Below are 21538 nucleotides of genomic sequence, written 5' to 3' on the forward strand. Positions count from 1 at the left end.
CGCCAGTGTGGTGGAAGTGCTGCTGTGGGGCGCTCTGATTATTCTGCTGGTGCTGTTGGTCTGGCGTTACCGCGAGTGGCTGCGCATTTTCAGCGTGCGCCTGTCGTTGCCCAAGCGGCAAAAGCGCGAAGTGCCGAGCATGCTTTTCGGCCTTGATGTGGCGCCGGAAAGCCTGCCCGACGATGTTGCCAGTGCCGTCGAACGGCTATGGAGCGAACAGCCGCGCGAAGCCCTCGGCCTGCTCTACCGCGCCCTGCTCAGCCGCTTGCTGCACGACTTCCATTTGCCGCTTAAAGGCTCGCATACCGAAGGTGAAGTGCAGCAATTGGTCAACAACTTGGAACACGGCGACCTCAGCCGCTTTACCCAGGTGCTGACCCGTCACTGGCAAAACCTTGCCTATGGCCATCAGAACCCGCCGGACAACCTCAAGCGCGGCCTCTGTGAAGGCTGGCGGCGCCTGTTCCAAACGGGAGCGCAGGTATGAGCCGGCGCGCTACATTCGCCCTCGGGGCGGTGATCGTGTTGTTACTGGGCTTGGCCGCCATTTACGTGATGAGCCAGCTCACGCCCTATCAAGAAGAAGTCAAACACGGTGCATCGCCGGAGGTTGACGCCAACCCCTACATGGCCGCCGAAAGCTTTCTGCAAGCCCGGCAAATCAGCGTGCAGCGCACCGATACCTGGGACACGCTGAGCGCCCTGCCAAGCCAGGGCAACACCCTGTTGCTGCTCGGCAGCCGGGAAAAAATGACCCCACGCCAGACCGAACGCCTGTTGGCCTGGACCGCCAAAGGCGGTCACCTGTTGGTGGTGGCCGAATCGTTGTGGGACGAGGAAAAAGGCAAGAGCGACGACTTGCTCCTCGACCGCCTGGAAATCCATCAGTTGCTCACCGAAGACCTCGATAAAGGCACCGAGGCTGACACTGAAGACGAGAGCGAAACCGAAGACGCTGAACAGCGTGAAGAACAGAGCGACGAGGCCAGCGAAGAGCAAGTGCCCGCCGACCGCGACACAGCACCCGAGCCTGAAGAGCAAGACGACGTAGAAGCAACCGACCGTTATCCAAGCCTGACCAAGTTGTACCTGGAAAACGAAGAAGCGCCGGCCTACGTCAACTTCGATACCGACTACCACCTGTTCGATGCAAAAAATCAGGCCCAGGCCTGGGCCAACAGCGCCGACGCCACCCATATGTTGCAACTCACCTATGGCGATGGCCTGGTTACCGTGGTGACCGATAGCTGGATTTGGCAGAACGACGGTATCGCCAGTTATGACAATGCGTGGTTGCTTTGGTACCTGACCCAAGACAGCAAGGTCACCCTGGTTTACCGCGCCGACAACGACGACTTGCTCAGCCTGCTGCTGCGCAACTTCCCCGAAGCCCTGGCCGCGTTGGCGCTGCTGATTGCCTTGGTGCTGTGGGCTAATGGCCGTCGCCAAGGGCCGCTGCTGGCCCCGGCCAGCCTGGCGCGCCGGCAGTTGCAGGAACATTTGCGCGGTAGCGCCGACTTCCTGCGCCGCACCAGTGGCGAGCACAGTTTGCTGCAAGGCCTGCAACGGGATATCCGCCGCCAGGCCCGTCGTCGCCACCCCGGCTTTGAAACCCTGGACGTTGCCGCGCAATGGCAAATCCTCGGCCGCCTCAGTCGCTTACCCAGCAGTGCCATTAGCCAAGCCATGCGGCCGTTGCCCAAACAGCGGCTTTCCGCCTCCGAATTCACCCGCCAGGTCGCCCACCTGCAAACCCTCAGGAATGCCCTATGAGCGAACAGACGCCCGATCAGCCCGGCACCCAACCGGACAATCAACCCACCGAGCTGGAACTGGACCCGCAAGCCCTGGAGCCCACACCGGCCCCCGTACCTGCGCACACTCCGACCGCGGCTCCTGCACCGGCACCGGTTAACACCCAGCGCCAACGTGCCAGCCAACTGGCCCAGGCGCTGCGCCAGGAACTGCAAAAAGCCCTGATCGGCCAGACCGCGGTGATCGACGACGTGCTCACTGCTTTATTAGCAGGCGGCCACGTGCTGCTTGAAGGCGTACCCGGCCTGGGCAAAACCTTGCTGGTGCGTGCCCTGGCCCGCTGCTTTGGCGGCGAGTTCGCGCGTATTCAGTTCACCCCGGATTTGATGCCAAGTGACGTTACCGGCCACGCCGTGTACGACCTGCAGTCCGAGCAGTTCAAGCTGCGCAAAGGCCCGGTGTTTACCAACCTGCTGCTGGCGGACGAGATCAACCGCGCCCCAGCGAAAACCCAGGCCGCACTGCTGGAAGTGATGCAAGAGCGTCAGGTCACCCTGGAAGGTCGTGCCCTACCGGTGGCCCAGCCATTTATGGTGCTGGCCACGCAAAACCCGATTGAGCAGGAAGGCACCTACCCGCTGCCGGAAGCTGAGCTTGATCGCTTTATGCTCAAGCTGCGCATGGACTATCCGCAGCTCGATGAAGAGCTGAGCATGGTCCGCCAGGTCAGTCGCTCGTCGCGTGCCGATATGCTCGACGTGGTGCCATTGCGCCCCTTGCTGCAAGCCAAAGATGTACTGGCCCTGCAGAAAATCGCCAGCGAATTGGCTCTGGATGAGCAAGTGCTCGACTACGCCGTACGCCTGGCGCGTACCACCCGCAGTTGGCCAGGTTTGGCCATTGGTGCCGGCCCACGCGCCTCCATCGCCCTGGTCCGCGGCGGCCGTGCCCGCGCCCTGCTGCGCGGCGGCGACTTCGTGACCCCGGACGACATTAAGAGCTGCGCCCTGGCCGTATTGCGCCACCGTGTGCGCTTGTCGCCGGAGCTGGATATTGAAGGCTTGTCGGTCGACCAAGTGCTGCAACAGCTGCTTGATCAGGTGGCAGCGCCGCGTCTATGAAGACTGCCGTATGAAGCCATCACGCCTGCTGTTGCTGCTAAGCGGTGCCTTGCTGAGCCTGGCCATTGTGCTGGGTATTTTGCAGGCGCTGGATATGCGCGTGCCGCAAGCGCTGCACACCTTATGGTGGGCGGCGTTGGTGGCGCTGGTGGTGGTTAGCGGTTTGGATGTGTTGTGGCTGCGGCAATTGCCTTCGCCACAGCTGACGCGCAGCTTGCCAGGCAATCTGTCCTTGGGCCGTTGGGGCGAAGTGCAGCTAGTGGCGCAACACAGCTTTAAGCATCGCCAGCAACTAGACGTGTTCGACCATGTGCCGGCGGGCATGGACGTCGACTTTTTGCCCCAGCGCATCGAATTACGGCCGGGCGAACAAACGCAGTTCAGCTACCGGGTTCGGCCGTTGGTACGCGGCCATTTCAGCTTTGCCCGCTGTGAACTGGGCATCCCCAGCCCGCTGCGTCTGTGGCAAGGCCGCCGCTATCTGGAATTACCGGGCGCGACCCGCGTCTATCCGGACTTCGCCCGCCTGTACGACGCCAGCCTCAAAGGCGTCGACGACTGGCTCGGCCAGCTTGGCGTACGTCAGCAACAACGGCGCGGCCTGGGCCAGGAATTCCAGCAACTGCGTGAATTCCGTGACGGCGACACCCTGCGCCAAATCGACTGGAAAGCCACCGCACGCAAACGCACGCCGATTGCCCGCGAATACCAGGACGAGCGTGACCAGCAAATTATCTTTCTGCTCGACTGTGGCCGGCGCATGCGCAGCCAGGACGGCGACCTCTCGCACTTCGATCACGCCCTTAACGCCTGCCTGCTACTGAGTTATGTGGCGCTGCGCCAAGGCGACGCGGTGGGCCTGGCGACTTTTGCTGGCGACCAGCCGCGCTTTCTTGCGCCGGTCAAAGGCCAGGCGCATTTGAATGTATTGCTCAATGCCGTCTACGACCTGAAAAGCAGCCAGCGCCCCGCTGACTACGCCGCCGCCATCGACGGCCTGATGGCCCGCCAGCGCCGCCGAGCACTGGTGGTGATCGTCAGCAACCTGCGCGACGAAGACGATGAAGAACTGTTGGCAGCGGTGAAACGGCTGGGCCGTCAGCACCGCGTACTGCTCACCAGCCTGCGCGAAGAAGTGCTCGACAGCCTGCGCCAAGCGCCGGTGCAAAACTACGAAGAAGCCTTGGCCTACTGCGGCACGGTTGACTACCTCAACGCCCGCAACGGCTTGCATGAACGCTTGAGCGCCCACGGCGTACCGGTGCTGGATGCACGGCCGAGCCAGTTGGGGCCAGAGTTGGTGGAGCGGTATTTGGCTTGGAAAAAGGCCGGGGTGTTCTAAGACCCGTAGGCTGTGCTGCGCGCACCAGCGTTACAGCGAAGTACGCAATGGTGCGCACAGCACACCCTACAGCGCAGGAGCGGGGTTAAACCTGCGTGGTGAGGGTCTGGAAGGTGAAGTACTGGCGCAGTGCGTCGACCATTTCGACGTATTCAACCGGCGGTGCCACCAGCGAGAAGCCGGAGTCCCAACCCCCAGGGGTGACATCTTCACGGCACCATTGGCAGGTGGCGGAAAAGTTGATGATGCGCTGGCCGTTGGGCCCCGGAATTTTCAGGCACATTTCAAAACGCGCGCCCACCAGCATCGGCAATTCACTAATCAGCATCATGCCGTCCAGCGACACGTTGCCAATATGGCCCATGGGCTTGTCGGTGATGCGGTTAAAGACATTCAGGTAAGACGGCAGCTGATGTCGATCGATTCGGCGTTCACTTCGCATGCTGGCACATCGCTACGGGAGGGCACTGAGTATGGCCTCTGCAAAGCCGCTGAGCCAGCCTCACTGACACTCGCGGGCAATTTGCTGGCTGAGTTGGCGACGAGCGGCGTCCAACTCTTGGTCGCTGTAGTAACGCCGCTCACCTTTACTGTCGACCGAGTAATACGGCACACCCGGCGCAATCTTGCCCAGTTCCTTGCGCAACTTTCCACAGCGTTCAGTGACTTGCGCTTGTTGCTGGCTGGCCCGCTGCTCGGCCTGTTGCTGTTCATCGCGGCGCGCTTTGTAAAAGCTATCGGCACGTTCCTGACGCTGGCGGGTGGCCTCGTCGCTTTCGATCACTTGCGGCTTGACCTCTACCTGCTTCGCGCCGGCTACGGGACGCTGGTCGAAGTGCACCTTGCCTTGGGCATCCACCCATTTGTAAATCTCTGCTGAAGCCAAACCTGGCAGCAGCAACAGCGCGAATGCCAGTGCAGTACGCATAAACTTCCTCCTTGAATAAACAACAACGCCCGGCGGTTGGCCGGGCGCGTTTATCTTCGCTAAATGCTCAGGACTTGCCAATACACAGTGCCATCACCGCAACTAGAGTGGCGCAGCGGACACCTTGGCCGGCGGGTTGGGCTTGTGGCCCAGTTGCTCCAGAGTGTCTAAGCGGGCGCGAGCGCGGTAGGCGTATTCGCTCATCGGGTAGCGGGAAATGATGAATTGATAGGTTTGTGCGGCATCCACGTAAAGGTTCTCGCGCTCCAGGCATTGGCCGCGCAGCAGGGAGATTTCCGGCTGCACGTAACTGCGTGAGCGGCTTTTGCGCTCGGCCTGAGACAACTCCAGAATCGCCGTGTCGCAATCACCGGCGTTGTACCGCTCGTAGGCTTTGTCCAAGTGGTAATCCATCGACGCACTGCTGCAGCCCACAGCACTGAGCGCCCCCACCAAAATCAGCAAAATTCGCATAGGCATATCCTCCAATGTGGAGTGTATCGACAGTCGCTGAAAAAACTGCAGATGCAATGTGAGCATATCCTCCGATTGGAACTGTGCCAGCGCCCTTGGTCCCGCGCCGCCCGGTGGCTAGACTGACCAGGCCCGCTCGCAGCACCCTGGCAAAAAACCAATAAGAACAAGGAATGCCCATGCCCATACGCCCACTGCTGCCGCTATTCACCTGCGTTTTGCTCGCTGCCTGCGCACCCACCACACCGCTGTTTATCGCCCAGGTCACCACCCAAGGGGTGGCCGAATCCAAGGAAACCAAAAACAACCGCATGCTCGCCGCTATCGAGGATGAAGGCGACCTGCTGACCTACAGCGCCATGGCCATTCGGGACGGCACCAGCGCCACGGCGGAAAACACCTATCTGCAGGGCTATCAAGATCACAAACTCAGCGATGAAGTGCGGGCCATTTCCCTGTACCAGATCGGCCTTATTTATATGAGCCGCTTTAACGATCAGCGCGACGACACCAAAGCGCTCAACACCTTTTATAAAGTGCACAACGAGTTCGGCCAGACCCGTGCCGCCGCCCGCAGTGAACAACGCATCCTACTGATCAATCAGCGCGCCAACGAGCCGTTAAAGCAAACGGCCCGGGAGTTGTTGGCTAACTGGAAGCCCAGCCAAAACCTCGACCTCAACGCGGCCAGCCTCGACCCGGACATGACCTTGTTGTCGCGCCGTGCCGTATTAAAGGACCGCGTGGCCGAAGCCGAAGAGCTCTATCGCGTCGCCCTAAAAGACCCAGGCGTGGAGGCCTCAATCAAAGAAGAAGCGCTTTACCAAGTGGCGTTGATGTACCTGGCCCCGGACAACCCGCACCCCAGCCGCGACAAAGCCATCGAGTACCTGCGCCAACTGCTCGCCCAATACCCCAACAGCGAGCTACAGGAAAAAGCCGCGCGCCATTTGGATACCGCGCTCAACCAAACCACACCCTGATGCCCACGGCTTGCCGATATGTAGCCAACGCTAATGGGCGGGCGAATAAGTAGTGCAGCGGAACAATGACTACAGCCGCGCAGCATAGTAGCCTCGGCTTCTGCTCGCCCTTTGGAGTCTTTTCGCATGACCTTTCGCCGCACAAAAATCGTCGCCACCCTTGGTCCAGCCAGCAACTCTCCTGAAGTGCTGGAACAACTGATTCTCGCCGGCGTCGATGTATGCCGCCTGAACTTCTCCCACGGCACCCCCGACGAACACAAGGCGCGCGCCAACCTGGTCCGCGAAATTGCTGCCAAGCACGGTCGCTTCGTGGCCCTGCTGGGCGACCTGCAAGGTCCGAAAATCCGTATCGCCAAATTCGCTGACAAACGCATCGAACTGAAAGAAGGCGACAGCTTCCGCTTCTCCGTCACCCATCCGCGTGATGCCGGCACCCAGGAAGTAGTGGGTATCGACTACCCGGACCTGATCAAAGACTGCAAAACCGGTGACGAGCTGCTGCTCGACGACGGTCGCGTGGTGATGCTGGTGGAATCCACCAGCGCTGACGAACTGCAATGCCGTGTGCTTATCGGCGGTCCGTTGTCAGACCACAAAGGCATCAACCGTCGCGGTGGCGGCCTAACCGCTCCAGCGTTGACCGCCAAAGACAAAGCCGATATCAAACTGGCGGCGGAAATGGAGCTGGACTACCTGGCCGTTTCCTTCCCCCGCGATGCGGCGGATATGGAACTGGCCCGCCGTCTGCGCGACGAAGCCGGCGGTACTGCCTGGCTGGTGGCAAAAATCGAACGCGCCGAAGCGGTAGCCGACGATGAAACCCTCGACGGCCTGATCCGCGCCAGTGACGCAGTGATGGTTGCCCGTGGCGACCTCGGCGTAGAAATCGGCGATGCCGAACTGGTCGGCATTCAGAAAAAAATCATCCTGCACGCCCGCCGTCTGAACAAAGCGGTAATTACCGCCACGCAGATGATGGAGTCGATGATCAGCAGCCCAATGCCGACACGCGCCGAAGTATCCGATGTGGCCAACGCCGCCCTGGACTTCACCGATGCGGTGATGCTCTCAGCCGAAAGCGCCGCCGGCCTGTACCCCATCGAAGCGGTCAAGGCCATGGCCCGCGTGTGCCTGGGTGCGGAAAAACACCCAACCAACAAACGCTCCAGCCATCGCTTGGGCCACACCTTTGAACGTTGCGATGAAAGCGTGGCCCTGGCGGCCATGTACACCGCCAACCACTTCCCCGGTGTGAAAGCCATCATCGCCCTCACCGAGAGCGGCTATAGCCCGCTGATCATGTCGCGTCTACGCTCGCAGGTGCCGATTTTCGCCTTCTCCCCACACCGCGAAACCCAGGCCCGGGTGGCCTTGTTCCGTGGCGTATACACCGTACCGTTCGACCCGGCAGCGTTGCCAGCGAACAAAGTCAGTGAAGCGGCGATTGAAGAGCTGGTGAAACGCGGCGTGGTACAGGCTGGCGATTGGGTGATTCTGACCAAGGGCGACAGCTACCACACTACGGGCGGGACCAACTCAATGAAGATCCTGCACGTCGGTGAGCCACAGGTATAACGCGCTTGCGTAGGGTGTGCTGCGCGCACCAAGCGATCTCGCGTTAATCGCTTTGGTGCGCACAGCACACCCTACGTTCCCCGTGCAGTCAGGCGAATTTGGAAAAATCCGGCTTACGCCGCTGCATAAAGGCGGACAAGGCTTCAATCGCTTCCGGCGAGCGAAGCCGCTGGTTGAATAACGCGCCCTCCTCGGCGATCACTTTCCTCAACTGTTCGCGCCCCGGTCCACGCATCAATTCTTTGCTATCGGCTATCGCCTTGGGTGGTAGGTGCAGGAAGCGTTTGGCCATTTCTTTGGCTTTGGCCAAGGTCGCTGCACCACTTTCCAGTGCTTGATTGGCAATGCCCCAGGCAGCCGCCTGCTCGCCACTAAACGTCTCGCCCAGCAGCAACAGCTCTGCGGCTTTGGCGTGGCCGAGCATCTGCGGCAGGATTTGGCTAGAGCCGTACTCCGGGCATAAGCCCAGGGCCACAAACGGCATCTTCAATTTGGCATCGTGGGCGACGTAAACCAGGTCGCAATGCAGTAACAACGTGGTGCCAATGCCCACGGCCGAGCCGGCAACGGCGGCGACCACGGGCTTTTTCATTTCGAACAGCGCGCGCATAAAAAAGAACACCGGGCTGTCCATGCCGGTGGGCGGCTCTTGCAGGAAGTCGGCGATATCGTTGCCGCTGGTAAAGCATTCGTCGCCGCCGGTGATCAGCACCACGCGCACGCTGGGGTCGTTATCGGCCTGCTCCAGCACCTCGGCCATACGGCTGTACATGGCGCGGGTGAGCGCGTTCTTTTTATCCAGGCGGTGCAGGCGCAGGGTTAGCAAGCCCTCTTCGCGCTCGACCAGTACGTGTTCGCTCATAACCATCCTCGGGATACAGAAACGCTCGCTCAGCAGGTGAGTCAGGCGTGCGGCAAGAACAGGTCGGCGAACATTTGATTGCGCGGCAGACCTGCCAGGTAGAGCCGGCGCGAGAAGGTTTCAATACTCGCCGGCCCGCCGCAGAGTAAGGCGATGGTTTGCCGTGAAACAAGGCGTAGTTCGGCCAAAGCGGCAGGCAACTCGGCCGCCTCCACCAACTGCACTTGTAGCTGCGGGTGGCTGACCTCCAGGGCCTGTAATTCGGCTGCCAGATAGTGTTCGCTGCTATGGGCAGCGACATGCAGCAGACGGATATTGCCCTGATGATCCTGGCGCAACGCCTCGCGCAACACGCCATACAGCGGCGCCAGCCCGGTGCCGGCGGCCATCAGGATTAATGGCCGTTGCTGCCAGTCGAGGTCGTAATGCAAGGCACCGCCACGCAGCTCACCCAGGCGCAAGGCCTCAGTGCTTTTAAACTGGCGGGCGGCATCACTAAAGGCGCCGCTATGGCGACAGTCGATATGAAACTCCAGCCACGGATCTTCGCCATCCAAGCTGGCCAACGAATAGGGTCGGGCAATGCCCTCGGCCGTCCATAACAACAGGTGCTGGCCGGCGCGATAACGCAGTGCTCGCTCTGGCGTCAAGCGCAGACGTAACACGTTGGGGCTGGGCCAATCGACGCTGGCGATAGCCGCCGCCAGGCCATCACGAACCGGGTCGAACACTTCCACACCCAGGTCATCCACCATCCGGCATTGGCAGGCTAGACGCCAACCCTGCTCGCGTTGTTTTTCTGCCAGCGCTTCGGGCTTGCCATCCAGCGGTTCACCAGTTACGCACCGCACCATACAGGCGTGACAACTGCCGGCCCGGCAGCTGTAGGGCACGGCAACACCGGCGCTCAGCAGCGCATCAAGCAGGTTGGTTCCAGGGTTTACCGCAAACGCCTGACCGGCCACGCGCAGCTCAGGCACCGCTGTTCTCCCAGGCCGCATGGCAGCAATTGCGCCCGCTGTGTTTGGCCCGGTACAGCGCTTGGTCGGCACGGTGCAGCGCTTCGTCGAGGTCATCGCCGGTAACCAGTAGGGTCATGCCGGCGGAGAGGCTGATGCTATCCACTTTCAAGCCCACCGGCTCGGCGTGGTAGAACGCCTCACGCAGCCGTTCACAGCAGGCAGTGAGCTGATCGGCATCGGTGTTGGGCAACAGCAGCACGAACTCTTCGCCGCCGTAGCGAGCCAGCACATCACCATCGCGCAGGCAGGCCTGGGCGACGGTGGCGAAGGTTTGCAGCACGCGGTCGCCGCTGGCGTGGCCATGTTGGTCGTTGATGCGTTTGAAATGGTCGAGGTCAATCAAGGCCAGGCCGTGCTGCATATCCGGGCGCAGACTGGCCAGCTCGCGAGCGGCCAGGCGCAGAAAGTGACGGCGGTTAAACAGCCCGGTGAGTTCGTCGGTGGCCACCAGGTCTTCAAGCTGGCGCATCATGCCGCGCAGGGTGTCTTGGTGCGCCTGCAGGGCGAAGCGGCGTTGGCGCATACGTTGGCGCAGCGCCTGCACATAACCGGCAAACAGGCTGAGCCAGACCAACATCACCAGCAACACCCCAACCTGCAACGCAGCCAACCCAGGATCGGCCAAGCGCATCTGGAAGCCGTCCCACAGGGTAATGCTGGCAAAGCCAAGAAAGGCAAAGGCGGCGCAGCGGGCAAATACCCGCGGCGCCAGTTGGAATACGCCGAACAGCAGAATCAACAGATACAGCACCAGCATGGTGCCGCGCGCGCTGTCGAGGTGATAAAGCAGATAGGTGTGCATGCCCAGGCCAACCAGCACCTGCGCCTCGGTAAGGCTCGGGTCGTCGAAACGCAGGTTGGCGCCACTGATAAAAATGGCGAAAAACATCAACTGGCTGATAACAATGAGGGCAGCAGTGACTAGCGCGGTAGCCAGATCAGCCTCGTATTGGCCACTGATCACCAGTAGCACAAACAGCAGCAACGCCAAGCCATAGGTGCCCGCCGCCATGCCGAAACGCTTCAGCAGCAGGCTCTGTAGGGCTTTCTGTGTACCCTTTGGTTTAGCGCTGCTCATGGGCTCCGTCCCGTACTGGCATCGTGCCGTCACTGTACCTAGGTGACGGCGAAAAACCTAGTACGCCAGTGCGTGCGTTAATCGACCAAGGTCTATCGTCAGCGGGTGGGCCAACGACACCGTGCGCGTTATACTGCCGCGCCTTTTTTGCCTTACCGAGCCTGCTGGGCATTAGCCCTGCGCGCTTAGATGTTCCCGTGTTTATAGAGGAGCGCGCTGCATGACCGTGATCAAGCAAGACGACCTGATACAGAGCGTCGCCGACGCTTTACAGTTCATTTCTTATTACCACCCCGTGGACTTTATCCAAGCGATGCACGAGGCCTACCTGCGCGAAGAATCGCCAGCGGCCCGTGATTCCATTGCGCAGATTTTGATCAACTCGCGCATGTGCGCCACCGGCCATCGGCCGATCTGCCAGGACACCGGCATCGTCACCGTATTCGTACGCGTGGGCATGGACGTGCGCTGGGACGGCGCCACCATGAGCCTGGACGACATGATCAACGAAGGCGTACGTCGCGCCTACAACCTGCCGGAAAACGTCTTGCGCGCATCCATCCTTGCCGACCCGGCAGGCGCGCGGAAAAACACCAAAGACAACACCCCGGCAGTCATCCACTACTCCATCGTTCCCGGCAACACTGTGGAAGTGGACGTAGCAGCCAAAGGTGGCGGCTCCGAGAACAAATCGAAGATGGCCATGCTCAACCCCTCCGACTCGATCGTCGACTGGGTATTGAAGACGGTGCCAACCATGGGCGCTGGCTGGTGCCCACCGGGCATGCTCGGCATCGGCATTGGCGGCACCGCCGAGAAAGCCGCGGTCATGGCCAAGGAAGTGTTGATGGAGTCCATCGACATTCACGAGCTCAAAGCCCGTGGCCCGCAGAACAAGCTGGAAGAAATGCGCTTGGAGCTGTTCGAGAAGGTTAACCAACTGGGCATCGGCGCCCAGGGCCTGGGTGGTCTGACCACCGTGCTCGACGTGAAGATCATGGACTACCCCACCCACGCCGCGTCTCTGCCGGTGTGCATGATCCCCAACTGCGCCGCCACCCGTCATGCCCACTTTGTGCTCGACGGTAGCGGCCCAGCGTCGCTGGAAGCGCCACCCTTGGACGCCTACCCGGAAATCGTTTGGGAAGCCGGCCCATCGGCCCGTCGCGTCGACCTCGACACCCTGACCCCGGAAGACGTACAGAGCTGGCAGCCAGGCGAAACCGTGTTGCTCAACGGCAAAATGCTCACCGGCCGCGACGCCGCGCACAAGCGCATGGTGGAAATGCTCAACAAGGGCGAAACCCTGCCGGTCGACCTTAAAGGCCGCTTTATCTACTACGTGGGCCCGGTTGACCCGGTACGCGAGGAAGTGGTTGGCCCAGCCGGCCCGACTACCGCCACGCGGATGGACAAATTCACCCGGCAGATCCTTGAGCAAACCGGCCTGCTGGGCATGATCGGCAAGTCCGAACGCGGCCCAATTGCCATTGAAGCGATCAAGGACAACAAAGCCGTGTACTTGATGGCCGTTGGCGGCGCCGCTTATCTGGTGGCCCAAGCGATCAAAAAGTCCAAGGTGCTGGCCTTTGCCGAACTGGGGATGGAAGCCATCTACGAGTTCGAAGTGAAGGACATGCCGGTTACCGTGGCAGTGGATACCAAAGGCGAGTCGGTACACATCACCGGCCCAGCCATTTGGCAGAAGAAGATCAGCGATAGCCTGGCAGTTGAAATTTAACTGCAGTCAAAACGCGCTAAAAAATACCCGGCTATAGGCCGGGTATTTTTTTGACGTCAGAAAAATGTGTTAATTGCGACAAGGACAATGTCATACACGACACTATGGCGAATGGCTTACAAACGGTAGTGGCAACCTGACATATGCGTCCGTAAGATCGCCTCCCAAGGAAATGACGGAACATGCGCACTTTACCCGGGACTAGGAACCCGGATCGCTACGGATGGTTGTAACCGATTTGCTGCCGGATGGCAGACAACCCGAACCATCAAAGAGCGTTTCGTATGAACAGCAATATTCGTTTCATCTCCCTGGCAGCAGCCGCTGCAATCGCCCTGATGGGCACTCAAGCCCAAGCGGGCCAAGCCTCTGGCAATTTGGCAGTAGGCATCACCATCACCTCCAGCTGCGAATTCGGCAGCGCTTCCAACGCCACCACCTTCCGTGTGGAAAACCACAACTGCGACGGTATCAACAGCTTCCGCGTTGACCGTGAAAGCAACGGCGTGCGTTCGGAATCGCGCCTCCAAAGCAACACATCAAGCGACATCAAAGGCTCAGAAGCCGCCCCCACCGTAGTGACCTTGTACTGGTGATTGTCCTACAAACGTAAGCCAGGACGCCTTCATGTAAGTCTTGTCTTACAAGATAAGGGCAGAAAAACTTACAGACTAACCAGGTAGTACATAGATTTCCGCAAGTCCCCTGCCCCGCCGTTACAACCCTTACAACTGCGAACGACTGGCCACCAAGCTCAGCGGCGCCTGTTTGTCTTTTGGTTGCGCCAGATACCGGCAGCAACTTACGCGCAGAAACGAAGCGAAGTTCACCACTTCACCGCGGTAATCCATCACCTCTTCGTAGAGTTTGCTGATCAGTTGGTTAGTGGTCATGCCATCGACCGCCGCAATCTCCGAGAGAATGTCCCAGAACTGGTTTTCCAGGCGCAGCGTGGTCACCACGCCACAGATGCGCAGCGAGCGCGAGCGCGACTCGTAGAGAATGGGGTCGGCCTTAACGTACAGCTCGCACATAACGCGCTCCTCTTTATGTGAAGACCCCGGCGGGTCTCCACAGCGGCAAAACAGGCCGGCAGCTTACAAGGTGATGGTGGTGCCCAACAGCAGCAGAAAACCGGCCAACCAGTTAGGGTGCGCCGGCCAAGCCGGGGCGGTGACCAAATTGCCTTCGATATGGGCGTGGTCCACAGCGATGTCCACATAGGTGCCGCCGGCCAGTTTCACTTCTGGCCCGCAGGCTGGGTAAGCGCTGCACTCACGGCCTTTAAGAATGCCAGCCGCCGCCAGCAATTGCGCGCCATGGCAGACCGCGGCAATGGGTTTACCGGCTTTGTCGAACGCCTTTACCAAATCCAACACCTTTTTATTCAGGCGCAGGTACTCGGGGGAACGACCGCCGGGCACCACCAGGCCGTCGTAATCCTTGGCCTTGACCTTGGCGAAATCGAAATTCAGGCCGAAGTTATGCCCAGGCTTTTCGCTATAGGTTTGGTCACCTTCAAAGTCATGAATGGCGGTGCGCACGCTTTGCCCGGCGGTTTTGTCCGGGCATACGGCGTGAACGGTATGGCCGACCATCTGCAGGGCCTGAAACGGCACCATCACTTCGTAGTCTTCAACGTAATCGCCAACCAGCATGAGGATTTTTTTCGCGGCCATCGGGGTTTCTCCTGGCAGATAGGTAAGTGCACGGCGAAGTATTGCCGTGCCGCTCACCGGGCAGGTAATAGGCTAGTACTACCTGCGCAAACCGCCCTTACAGCCCCAAAGCGCCCCAGAACCCCGGTTCCTGCACGCGCTGGCCATCGGCGGCAAAGCGTAGCGGTGGCTGAAACTCATGGGTGGCGCTGATCTCTTTTTCCGCCAGGCTGGCGGGCACCAACTGCAGCGGACCATCGCCGAGGGTAGCCGTGCCTTCGGCCAGCGGCGGCGGATTGAGTTCGTCATAGCGCAGGTAGTACGTGGCGCCGGCCCCTACATCGAGGTTAAAGCCGGCGATGCGGTTGAAATCCAGCATGCCATCGGCCAGCGCGGTCCAGAACGAACCGAACAGCGGGCGGCGCATTTCCAGCGGGTAACTGGCCACCTCCAGATCCAGCACCAGGTAGCTATTGCTGGGCAGGCTGCCGACCAATTTTTTATTGAGGAACAGACCGGGGGCTTCCAACTCCTGATCAGCCCAGTCGCTTTGCGGGCGGTACAGATAGACCACAGCGTGGTCGTCGGCGCTTAGCGCATGGGGCGTGAACAGCGGGCCGTCATTGGTATCGAGAAAGGCGCCAGGGGATGAACAGCCGGCGAGGCATAGCAGGAAAAATACAACGAGGGGGTGATGTCGGCTCAAGCGCGCATTCCTCTTATGGTTATGGCGCTGAGGATAGCGAGGCGAATACGCAGTGACACCCGACAAAAGGCTGGGCTGGACACGATAAAGCGCCTTCGTCATTCCCGCGTAGGCGGGAATCCAGAATCGCGCGGGGGAATTACCTTTTGCCGCTGCACCTCACACCTGGGTCCCCGCCTTCGCGGGGACGACGGGGATTGCCCATACACCACCGTCCTTCCCGCGTAGGCGGGAATCCAGAATCGCGCGGGGGAATTACCTTTCTCCGCTGCACTTCACACCTCGGTCCCCGTCTTCGCGGGGACGACGGTGGTAGTCATTTGCGGCGATCCAACAGGTTAACCACCAACCGATCCATCCACCCCCACAACCGCTGCTGCACGCGTTTCCACAGTGGCCGCGATTTCCACAGTTCCAGGGTGATCTGTTTGCTCTGGCCAAAGTCGTTGCTAAAGCTCTGCACCACCGCAGCCGTCAGCGGTGGCTCCACGGCTTCCAGGTTGGCTTCCAGGTTAAAGCGCAAATTCCAGTGGTCGAAGTTGCATGAGCCAATGCTGTTCCAGTCATCCACCAGCACCATTTTCAGGTGGAGAAAACACGGTTGGTATTCAAAAATCTTCACCCCCGCACGCAGCAGGCGCGGGTAGTAGCGCTGCCCGGCAAAGCGTACCGGCGGGTTATCGGTTTGCCGGCCGGTGAGCAGCAGCTGCACATCAACCCCCCGCTGCGCGGCCTTACGCAACGAACGGCGAACCTTCCAGCTCGGCAAAAAGTACGGCGTGGCTAACCAGATACGGCCCTTGGCGCTATTTAGCGCGCGCACCAGCGACCGCACGATATCGCGGTGCTGCATGGCATTGGCGTAGGCCACGCGGCCCAACCCCGTTCCGCCCGCAGGCAACGCCGGCAAACGCGGGCGCGGGCCCGGCACAAAAGGCAACCAGGCGCGATTTTGCGGGTTGGCCAGCCATTGCTGTTCAAACAAATGCTGCCAGTCCTGTACCAGCGGTCCGCTTATTTGCACCATCACCTCATGCCAAGCACTGCTGTCTTCGCCGGGGGTCCAGAAGGCATCGGTCACACCGGTGCCACCGACAAACGCCAGCTCGCCATCCACCAGCAATAACTTGCGATGGTCGCGGTACAGGTTGCGTTGCCAGCGCCAGATTTTGATCGGGTTATAGAAGCGCAGCTCAATGCCGGCATTTACCAAACGCTCGCGGTCGATAGCGGAAAATGCCGCACTGCCAAAGGCGTCGAACAGGCAGCGCACCTTTACCCCGCGCTCGGCGGCGGCGCACAAGGTTTGCACCATCAGGTCGACGCAGGCGCCCGACTCCACCAGGTACAACTCCAGTTCCACCTGGCGCTGCGCGCGGCCGATGGCGTCGAACATACGCGGGAAAAACTGCGGCCCATCCACTAGCAATTCAAAGCCATTGCCGGTGCGCCAGGGATAAATTCGACCCGGCATCAGCCCTGCATCCTGTGCGCTACGACCACTGCATAACTCCCTACTCAACCATGACTAACGCGAGGTAAATATCAGCACGGCGCCCACCGGCACCGACCAACTGATGGTGGAAACGCCCGCCAGTTTGCGCAGCGCCTCGAGGCCGTCGCTGAGGTCGAAATCTTCGACCTGCAGCACCAACGGCGCCAGGGTCACCACTTGAAAACGTTGCTCATCCAGACGGGTTACCAACAGCTCGGCGCTGTAGCTTTGCTGCTGGCCATGCAGTTCGACCGTCAAAGGCAGGCGCAATTCCAACTGTGCACCAGGGGCCAGCGTGGTGATGGGTGCAAGGTCGATGTTGGCCTTTACCAAGGCTTCGGCAAAGTGCTCGGTGTCGAACAGCAGCGTGCGCAAACGCTCGTCGCGCAGTGGAATGCCGGTGCTGGCCGAGTCCAGTTCGATGCGCAAATTGGCGGCGCCGTTATCGTCGATCTGGCCATGCAGAGTGAGAAAACGATGCACCTCGGACAGCTTGCCGCCCTTGGTGGAGATAAAGGATAGGCGCGAGGACTCGTTGTCCAGGTACCAGTTCGCATGCGCTGCCGGCAAGGCAAGGGCAGCAAGAAAAAACACCAGCGACTTAAGCATCGGGGCTCCAGGTAGCAGATTCAGGCGGCACCTTAACCGCCTGAGCCCGGCCTGCAAACCCCGAGTGATCAGGACTCAGGCAGCGCTGAGGCCTGTGGCAACAACTGGCACCCCTGACGCTGCCCCAGCCAGGCCGCCGATTGCGTACTGCCCAAACCACGCGCGGTCACCCGCTTATTGGCCACATCATCAAAGAAGCCACTGATGGGGATGATCTGCTTGACGTAGCCCTGGCAATACTCGGCCGGGTTATCCATCACATAGCGGCACGAGCAATATTCCTTGGCCGACAAGGCGCCGATGATGCCGGGAAAGGCCGCCAGGTGAACGCGGTTCTGCCAGGCCAACGCCGCCACGGCCAAGAGGATTAACAACAGCAGGCTGGAGAACGGCCGACGCTTGATAAAGGCGCTCATTATTTGCCCTCCTGGAACGCCGCCTGGGCCAGTTTCAACAGCTGGTTATGGGAGTAGGTTTTGTCGCGGTCATCGGCGTAACGCACGATCACCAGTTTTTCTTCCGGCAGCACATACAGCGCCTGGCCCCAGTGGCCAAGGGCGGCAAAAGTGCTATCTGGTGCATCGGCCCAGGGTTTAGCGCTGCCGGCTACCGGCATGTTTAGCCACCATTGGCCGCCCGGTACAGCGTCGCCACGGGTTTCCTCCGAAGGCTGGTAATTAGCAAACGGCGTGCGGTTGAAATCGACCCACGCTTTAGGCAGCAGTTGCTGCTCACCCCAGCGCCCATCGCGTTCCATTAGCAGGCCAACGCGGGCCAAGTCGCGGGCGGTCAGGTAGGAATAAGACGAGCCGACAAAGGTGCCGGCGGCATCGCGCTCCCATACCGCGCTGGTGATGCCTAGTGGCTCAAACAAAGCCGTCCACGGGTAATCCCCATAGGCCTGTTCACCGACCATACCGCGCAAGGCAGCAGCGAGCAGATTGGCGTCGCCACTGGAATAGCGGAAGCGCGTACCGGGCTTAGCGTCCTCTTCAAAACCGGCCGCGAATGCCGCCATATCCGCACGCCCACGGGTGTAGAGCATGGCCACCACGCTGGATTTCACCGGCGCATATTCATAGCCTTCCTGCCAGGCCAAGCCGGATGCCCAGTTAAGCAAATGGCCGAGTTTAATCTCGGGGTGCTGCGCCATTGGCGGGTAAAACTTGGCGGCAGGATCGTCGAGCTTAAACAGCCCTTTGCCGTAGGCCACGCCCAAGGTGGCGGCCAGCAGGCTTTTGCTCATCGACCAGGTCAGGTGTGGGGTGCTGACTTCTGTTGGGCCGGCGTACCGTTCATACACAATCTGACCGTCGCGGATCACCAGCAAGGCGTCGGTGCGCACGCCTTTACGGCTTTCATCATCGCGCACGGGAAAGGCATAGGCCTCCAGCGCGCTAATAGCCGGGCTGGTCGGCACCGTGGCAACAGCCCAATCAGTGCTGGGCCAGGTTTCGGCGAAAGCGTTAGGAAGGCAAAACAACAAACCGAGCGCAAGGCTCAAGCGGCATAACACGGGCGCGGGCATTGGGCAGCCTCTTGTTGGAGAAGGCGGCAAACTTAGCACAGCGCCGTTACGGCCAACGCGTTTTGCAGGCGCTTTTCCCGCGCCGCCCGGGCGATTTCCAGCAGGCTGCTGTCACGTTTCCATAGGTCTTGCCAGTGCGGGTCACCACTGCCCATCGCGCTGTCGATCTCCGCCCGCAGCTGGGCAAACTGTTCAAACACCCCAGCCAGTAACAGGTGTGTGGTTGGCTCGTTCATGCCTTGGCGCGCGACCTCGGCGCAACTGCCCAACAGCGCCAGCAAACGCAGTTTCAGTGCTTGCGGCCATGCGTTGTCACACCCCACGCCATACAGCCACGCACCTAGCGCGGTGAGCACATGCAAATCCTCCAGGGAACGGAACGGTTTGGCATAGGCATCCCAGCCATCGCCGGGCAAACGCTCGCACTGCGCCGCGTCCAGGTACAGACGGCCATGGCTGACATCTGGCATCAACGACAGCGGCGGCAACACGTCCACACGCACGCCGGAGGCGCCGCTGTAGGCCACGCACAGGGCAATCTGCGGCGAGCTGCCGGGGAGTTCGCTGCGGGCAGCAATCAGTAACCAGTCAGCCGCATCGGCAGCGGTGACAAAATCTTTGCGTCCGCAAAGGCTCAAGCCGTCCAGCCGCGTCTGCATATCGGCCGGGCGCACGCTGCGGTTTTCCGTGACGCACATGGCGCCCAGGGTCCACGGCGCCGATGGCCACAGCGCGCGCAACGCCCCTTGGTAGCCCGCCAGAAAGGCCAAGCCGGGCGTAGCCGCCAGGCGCCCGCCCAACAGCGCCAGCTCAAATGGCGTTACGCCCTCGCCTACCCGCGCCGACAGGGTGGCATACCAATCATCCAAGGCCCTGGCGGCCGGTAAGCGCTCGGCGCAGGCGAGCAGTCGTTGCCAATACATAAAACCCGTCCTCGATCACTGTCATACAAGCATCACCAAACATTCATGGTGATGACACCGGGTATTCCTAGCCTGAGCTTGCCCAACAAGGTCGACCGGCTGCAACTCAATCAAGCCGGCTTATGGAGGCTACCTGATGTCTACACTCGCCCGCACCCGCGACACCACCGCCGAACGCCGTCTGCAAGCCGAACGCCTGGTCGGCCCCCGTGCCTTGCGCGAAGCCCAAGCGTTGCGCTTCAGCGTATTCAGCAAAGAGTTCGACGCCAAGCTCAAGGGCGCCGAATTCGGTTTGGATATGGACGATTACGACAGCCACTGCGCCCATATCGGCGTGCGTGACCTCAACACCGGCGCGCTGGTTGCCACCACCCGCCTGCTCGACCACAACGCCGCCCGTAGCCTGGGGCGTTTCTACAGTGAAGAAGAATTCAGCCTGCACGGCCTGGCGCATTTGCAAGGCCCGGTGCTGGAGATTGGCCGCACCTGCGTCGACCCGGCCTACCGCAACGGCGGCACCATTGCCGTGCTGTGGAGCGAACTGGCCGAAGTGCTCAACGAAGGCGGTTATAGCTACCTGATGGGCTGCGCCAGCATTCCTATGCAAGACGGCGGCGTTCAGGCCCAAGCCATCATGCAGCGCCTGCGTGAACGTTACCTGTGCACCGAACACCTGCGCGCCGAACCGAAAACGCCACTGCCAAGCCTGGACCTGCCCGGCAACGTCATCGCCGAAATGCCACCGCTGCTCAAAGCCTATATGCGCTTGGGCGCGAAGATTTGCGGCGAGCCGTGCTGGGACCAGGATTTCCAAGTCGCCGACGTATTTATCCTGCTTAAGCGCGACGAGCTGTGCCCGCGTTACGCCCGGCACTTTAAGGCAGCGGTGTGATGAGCCGCTTGCGCCTGTACGGGCGCATTGCCCGGCTGGTCGCCACCGTCGGTTTGGGGCTGCTGGTGGCCAGTAGCATGGGCTTGATCGAACGCCTGCACCTGCGTAACGAAGGCGCCATTCGCCAACGTATGACGCGCTGGTTTCTCGCCCGCTTAAGTGGCGCGCTGCCGTTTGACATTGAAGTGCTGGGCACTGTGCCCAAGCAGCCGATGCTGTGGATCAGCAACCACGTATCGTGGACCGATATTCCGCTACTGGGCATGTTGGCGCCGCTGTCGTTTCTGTCCAAGGCTGAGGTGCGCAGCTGGCCGGTAGCCGGCTGGTTAGCAAAGAAGGCCGGCACCCTGTTTATCCGCCGGGGTTCAGGCGACAGCGCCCTGCTCGGCCAACAACTGCTGAGCCATCTCCAGCACGGCCGCAACCTGCTGATCTTCCCCGAAGGCACCACCACCGATGGCCGCCAGCTGCGCAACTTCCATGGCCGCTTGCTCAGCAGCGCCATTGAAGCCGGCATGCCGTTACAGCCGGTGGCGATTCGGTATGTGCGCGATAACCAGATTGACGCCGAGATTGCGCCGTTTATTGGCGACGATGACTTGCTCTCGCACTTGCTGCGCTTGCTCTCCAGCGATGTCGCCAGCGTGCGCATTCATCTGCTGGAGCCGATTGCTACGTTGGGCGCGTCGCGCAATGTGCTGGCCAAGCAAGCGCATCGGGCGGTGGGGTTTGCGTTGTTTGGTGATATAGACGTAGAGCCAATCGAAGAAAGCGAGCTCGCCGCGTAGGGTGTGCTGTGCGCACCAAGCGATTTACCCGATATCGCAATGGTGCGCACAGCAC

General features: G+C 60.7%; 24 protein-coding genes. 10 read left to right on the plus strand and 14 right to left on the minus strand.

What is annotated here, in order from left to right; all coding sequences use genetic code 11:
- The 4 genes from AAAB16_RS23015 to AAAB16_RS23030 all read left to right on the plus strand — a co-directional run.
- The coding region (locus AAAB16_RS23015) for a DUF4129 domain-containing protein (RefSeq protein ID WP_340665434.1) at positions 1-487 on the plus strand (487 nt) is incomplete at its 5' end.
- On the plus strand, positions 484-1773 hold the full coding sequence (locus tag AAAB16_RS23020) for a DUF4350 domain-containing protein (protein WP_340665435.1): 1290 nt from the start codon (positions 484-486) through the stop codon (positions 1771-1773). The genes AAAB16_RS23015 and AAAB16_RS23020, both read left to right, overlap by 4 nt.
- Complete coding sequence (locus AAAB16_RS23025) at positions 1770-2876, plus strand: MoxR family ATPase (RefSeq protein ID WP_340665436.1); 1107 nt, start codon at positions 1770-1772, stop codon at positions 2874-2876. The genes AAAB16_RS23020 and AAAB16_RS23025 overlap by 4 nt, the downstream gene beginning before the upstream one ends.
- Before the next feature lie 10 nt (positions 2877-2886).
- A complete protein-coding gene (locus AAAB16_RS23030) occupies positions 2887-4218 on the plus strand; it encodes a DUF58 domain-containing protein (RefSeq protein ID WP_340665437.1) in 1332 nt (443 codons plus the stop codon).
- An 85-nt stretch (positions 4219-4303) separates the two neighbouring features.
- Here the strand turns inward: AAAB16_RS23030 and AAAB16_RS23035 are convergent, their stop codons facing one another.
- From AAAB16_RS23035 to AAAB16_RS23045, 3 genes are all read right to left on the minus strand, one after another.
- On the minus strand, positions 4304-4660 hold the full coding sequence (locus AAAB16_RS23035; protein ID WP_340665438.1) for a PilZ domain-containing protein: 357 nt from the start codon (positions 4658-4660) through the stop codon (positions 4304-4306).
- A gap of 60 nt (positions 4661-4720) precedes the next feature.
- Complete coding sequence (locus tag AAAB16_RS23040; RefSeq protein ID WP_340665439.1) at positions 4721-5146, minus strand: DUF4124 domain-containing protein; 426 nt, start codon at positions 5144-5146, stop codon at positions 4721-4723.
- Positions 5147-5248: 102 nt separating this feature from the next.
- Complete coding sequence (locus AAAB16_RS23045; RefSeq protein WP_110616131.1) at positions 5249-5620, minus strand: tetratricopeptide repeat protein; 372 nt, start codon at positions 5618-5620, stop codon at positions 5249-5251.
- Positions 5621-5799: 179 nt separating this feature from the next.
- Here AAAB16_RS23045 and AAAB16_RS23050 point away from each other — a divergent pair, with 179 nt between their 5' ends.
- Complete coding sequence (locus tag AAAB16_RS23050; protein WP_340665440.1) at positions 5800-6603, plus strand: outer membrane assembly lipoprotein YfiO; 804 nt, start codon at positions 5800-5802, stop codon at positions 6601-6603.
- A 126-nt stretch (positions 6604-6729) separates the two neighbouring features.
- Positions 6730-8181 carry a pyruvate kinase gene (pyk, locus tag AAAB16_RS23055; protein WP_340665441.1) on the plus strand — a complete coding sequence of 484 codons (1452 nt, stop codon included), beginning with the start codon at positions 6730-6732 and terminating at the stop codon, positions 8179-8181.
- An 88-nt stretch (positions 8182-8269) separates the two neighbouring features.
- Here the strand turns inward: pyk and AAAB16_RS23060 are convergent, their stop codons facing one another.
- The 3 genes from AAAB16_RS23060 to AAAB16_RS23070 are packed head-to-tail and all read right to left on the minus strand — an operon-like array spanning position 8270 to position 11143.
- Positions 8270-9043, minus strand: coding sequence for an enoyl-CoA hydratase (locus AAAB16_RS23060; RefSeq protein WP_340665442.1), 774 nt, complete (start codon positions 9041-9043; stop codon positions 8270-8272).
- A gap of 41 nt (positions 9044-9084) precedes the next feature.
- Positions 9085-10023: an iron-sulfur-binding ferredoxin reductase gene (locus AAAB16_RS23065; RefSeq protein ID WP_340665443.1), complete on the minus strand. Its 939-nt coding sequence runs from the start codon at positions 10021-10023 to the stop codon at positions 9085-9087.
- Complete coding sequence (locus tag AAAB16_RS23070; protein ID WP_340665444.1) at positions 10016-11143, minus strand: GGDEF domain-containing protein; 1128 nt, start codon at positions 11141-11143, stop codon at positions 10016-10018. Before AAAB16_RS23070 ends, AAAB16_RS23065 begins: the two co-directional genes overlap by 8 nt.
- A gap of 220 nt (positions 11144-11363) precedes the next feature.
- Between AAAB16_RS23070 and AAAB16_RS23075 the strand changes: the two genes are divergently transcribed.
- Positions 11364-12884 carry a fumarate hydratase gene (locus AAAB16_RS23075; RefSeq protein WP_340665445.1) on the plus strand — a complete coding sequence of 507 codons (1521 nt, stop codon included), beginning with the start codon at positions 11364-11366 and terminating at the stop codon, positions 12882-12884.
- A 284-nt stretch (positions 12885-13168) separates the two neighbouring features.
- Complete coding sequence (locus AAAB16_RS23080) at positions 13169-13480, plus strand: hypothetical protein (protein WP_340665446.1); 312 nt, start codon at positions 13169-13171, stop codon at positions 13478-13480.
- A gap of 129 nt (positions 13481-13609) precedes the next feature.
- Here the strand turns inward: AAAB16_RS23080 and AAAB16_RS23085 are convergent, their stop codons facing one another.
- From AAAB16_RS23085 to AAAB16_RS23120, 8 genes are all read right to left on the minus strand, one after another.
- Positions 13610-13918: a ribbon-helix-helix domain-containing protein gene (locus AAAB16_RS23085; RefSeq protein WP_340665447.1), complete on the minus strand. Its 309-nt coding sequence runs from the start codon at positions 13916-13918 to the stop codon at positions 13610-13612.
- 63 nt (positions 13919-13981) lie between these two features.
- Complete coding sequence (locus AAAB16_RS23090) at positions 13982-14563, minus strand: DJ-1/PfpI family protein (protein WP_340665448.1); 582 nt, start codon at positions 14561-14563, stop codon at positions 13982-13984.
- 97 nt (positions 14564-14660) lie between these two features.
- Positions 14661-15248 (minus strand): DUF2846 domain-containing protein, encoded by a 588-nt coding sequence (locus AAAB16_RS23095; protein ID WP_340665449.1) that lies wholly within the window; start codon positions 15246-15248, stop codon positions 14661-14663.
- A gap of 316 nt (positions 15249-15564) precedes the next feature.
- Positions 15565-16722 (minus strand): phosphatidylserine/phosphatidylglycerophosphate/cardiolipin synthase family protein, encoded by a 1158-nt coding sequence (locus tag AAAB16_RS23100; RefSeq protein ID WP_340665450.1) that lies wholly within the window; start codon positions 16720-16722, stop codon positions 15565-15567.
- Positions 16723-16776: 54 nt separating this feature from the next.
- Positions 16777-17352 carry a YceI family protein gene (locus AAAB16_RS23105; protein ID WP_340665451.1) on the minus strand — a complete coding sequence of 192 codons (576 nt, stop codon included), beginning with the start codon at positions 17350-17352 and terminating at the stop codon, positions 16777-16779.
- A gap of 68 nt (positions 17353-17420) precedes the next feature.
- The gene (locus AAAB16_RS23110) at positions 17421-17768 is read right to left on the minus strand and encodes an amidase (RefSeq protein ID WP_340665452.1); all 348 of its coding nucleotides are present in this window, start codon (positions 17766-17768) and stop codon (positions 17421-17423) included.
- On the minus strand, positions 17768-18880 hold the full coding sequence (locus AAAB16_RS23115) for a serine hydrolase (RefSeq protein ID WP_340665453.1): 1113 nt from the start codon (positions 18878-18880) through the stop codon (positions 17768-17770). The genes AAAB16_RS23110 and AAAB16_RS23115 overlap by 1 nt, the downstream gene beginning before the upstream one ends.
- Before the next feature lie 32 nt (positions 18881-18912).
- A complete protein-coding gene (locus tag AAAB16_RS23120) occupies positions 18913-19803 on the minus strand; it encodes an acyl-CoA dehydrogenase (RefSeq protein WP_340665454.1) in 891 nt (296 codons plus the stop codon).
- A gap of 136 nt (positions 19804-19939) precedes the next feature.
- On the opposite strand from AAAB16_RS23120, the gene olsB reads away from it, so the two are divergent.
- A complete protein-coding gene (olsB, locus tag AAAB16_RS23125; RefSeq protein ID WP_340665455.1) occupies positions 19940-20695 on the plus strand; it encodes an L-ornithine N(alpha)-acyltransferase in 756 nt (251 codons plus the stop codon).
- Entirely contained in the window at positions 20695-21483 is a 789-nt protein-coding gene (locus AAAB16_RS23130) for a lysophospholipid acyltransferase family protein (RefSeq protein WP_340665456.1), read from the plus strand. Before olsB ends, AAAB16_RS23130 begins: the two co-directional genes overlap by 1 nt.
- The last annotated feature ends 55 nt before the right edge of the window (positions 21484-21538 follow it).

Origin of the sequence: Pseudomonas sp. (assembly GCF_037994325.1) — a bacterium.
Classification (GTDB): domain Bacteria; phylum Pseudomonadota; class Gammaproteobacteria; order Pseudomonadales; family Pseudomonadaceae; genus Aquipseudomonas.

Bases quoted from the DNA above. Each gene is read 5' to 3' on its own strand.
- AAAB16_RS23020 (WP_340665435.1), top strand. From the start codon at position 484: ATGAGCCGGCGCGCTACATTCGCCCTCGGGGCGGTGATCGTGTTGTTA.
- AAAB16_RS23025 (WP_340665436.1), top strand. From the start codon at position 1,770: ATGAGCGAACAGACGCCCGATCAGCCCGGCACCCAACCGGACAATCAA.
- AAAB16_RS23030 (WP_340665437.1), top strand. From the start codon at position 2,887: ATGAAGCCATCACGCCTGCTGTTGCTGCTAAGCGGTGCCTTGCTGAGC.
- AAAB16_RS23035 (WP_340665438.1), bottom strand. From the start codon at position 4,660: ATGCGAAGTGAACGCCGAATCGATCGACATCAGCTGCCGTCTTACCTG.
- AAAB16_RS23040 (WP_340665439.1), bottom strand. From the start codon at position 5,146: ATGCGTACTGCACTGGCATTCGCGCTGTTGCTGCTGCCAGGTTTGGCT.
- AAAB16_RS23045 (WP_110616131.1), bottom strand. From the start codon at position 5,620: ATGCGAATTTTGCTGATTTTGGTGGGGGCGCTCAGTGCTGTGGGCTGC.
- AAAB16_RS23050 (WP_340665440.1), top strand. From the start codon at position 5,800: ATGCCCATACGCCCACTGCTGCCGCTATTCACCTGCGTTTTGCTCGCT.
- pyk (WP_340665441.1), top strand. From the start codon at position 6,730: ATGACCTTTCGCCGCACAAAAATCGTCGCCACCCTTGGTCCAGCCAGC.
- AAAB16_RS23060 (WP_340665442.1), bottom strand. From the start codon at position 9,043: ATGAGCGAACACGTACTGGTCGAGCGCGAAGAGGGCTTGCTAACCCTG.
- AAAB16_RS23070 (WP_340665444.1), bottom strand. From the start codon at position 11,143: ATGAGCAGCGCTAAACCAAAGGGTACACAGAAAGCCCTACAGAGCCTG.
- AAAB16_RS23075 (WP_340665445.1), top strand. From the start codon at position 11,364: ATGACCGTGATCAAGCAAGACGACCTGATACAGAGCGTCGCCGACGCT.
- AAAB16_RS23080 (WP_340665446.1), top strand. From the start codon at position 13,169: ATGAACAGCAATATTCGTTTCATCTCCCTGGCAGCAGCCGCTGCAATC.
- AAAB16_RS23085 (WP_340665447.1), bottom strand. From the start codon at position 13,918: ATGTGCGAGCTGTACGTTAAGGCCGACCCCATTCTCTACGAGTCGCGC.
- AAAB16_RS23090 (WP_340665448.1), bottom strand. From the start codon at position 14,563: ATGGCCGCGAAAAAAATCCTCATGCTGGTTGGCGATTACGTTGAAGAC.
- AAAB16_RS23100 (WP_340665450.1), bottom strand. From the start codon at position 16,722: ATGCCGGGTCGAATTTATCCCTGGCGCACCGGCAATGGCTTTGAATTG.
- AAAB16_RS23105 (WP_340665451.1), bottom strand. From the start codon at position 17,352: ATGCTTAAGTCGCTGGTGTTTTTTCTTGCTGCCCTTGCCTTGCCGGCA.
- AAAB16_RS23110 (WP_340665452.1), bottom strand. From the start codon at position 17,768: ATGAGCGCCTTTATCAAGCGTCGGCCGTTCTCCAGCCTGCTGTTGTTA.
- AAAB16_RS23115 (WP_340665453.1), bottom strand. From the start codon at position 18,880: ATGCCCGCGCCCGTGTTATGCCGCTTGAGCCTTGCGCTCGGTTTGTTG.
- AAAB16_RS23120 (WP_340665454.1), bottom strand. From the start codon at position 19,803: ATGTATTGGCAACGACTGCTCGCCTGCGCCGAGCGCTTACCGGCCGCC.
- olsB (WP_340665455.1), top strand. From the start codon at position 19,940: ATGTCTACACTCGCCCGCACCCGCGACACCACCGCCGAACGCCGTCTG.
- AAAB16_RS23130 (WP_340665456.1), top strand. From the start codon at position 20,695: ATGAGCCGCTTGCGCCTGTACGGGCGCATTGCCCGGCTGGTCGCCACC.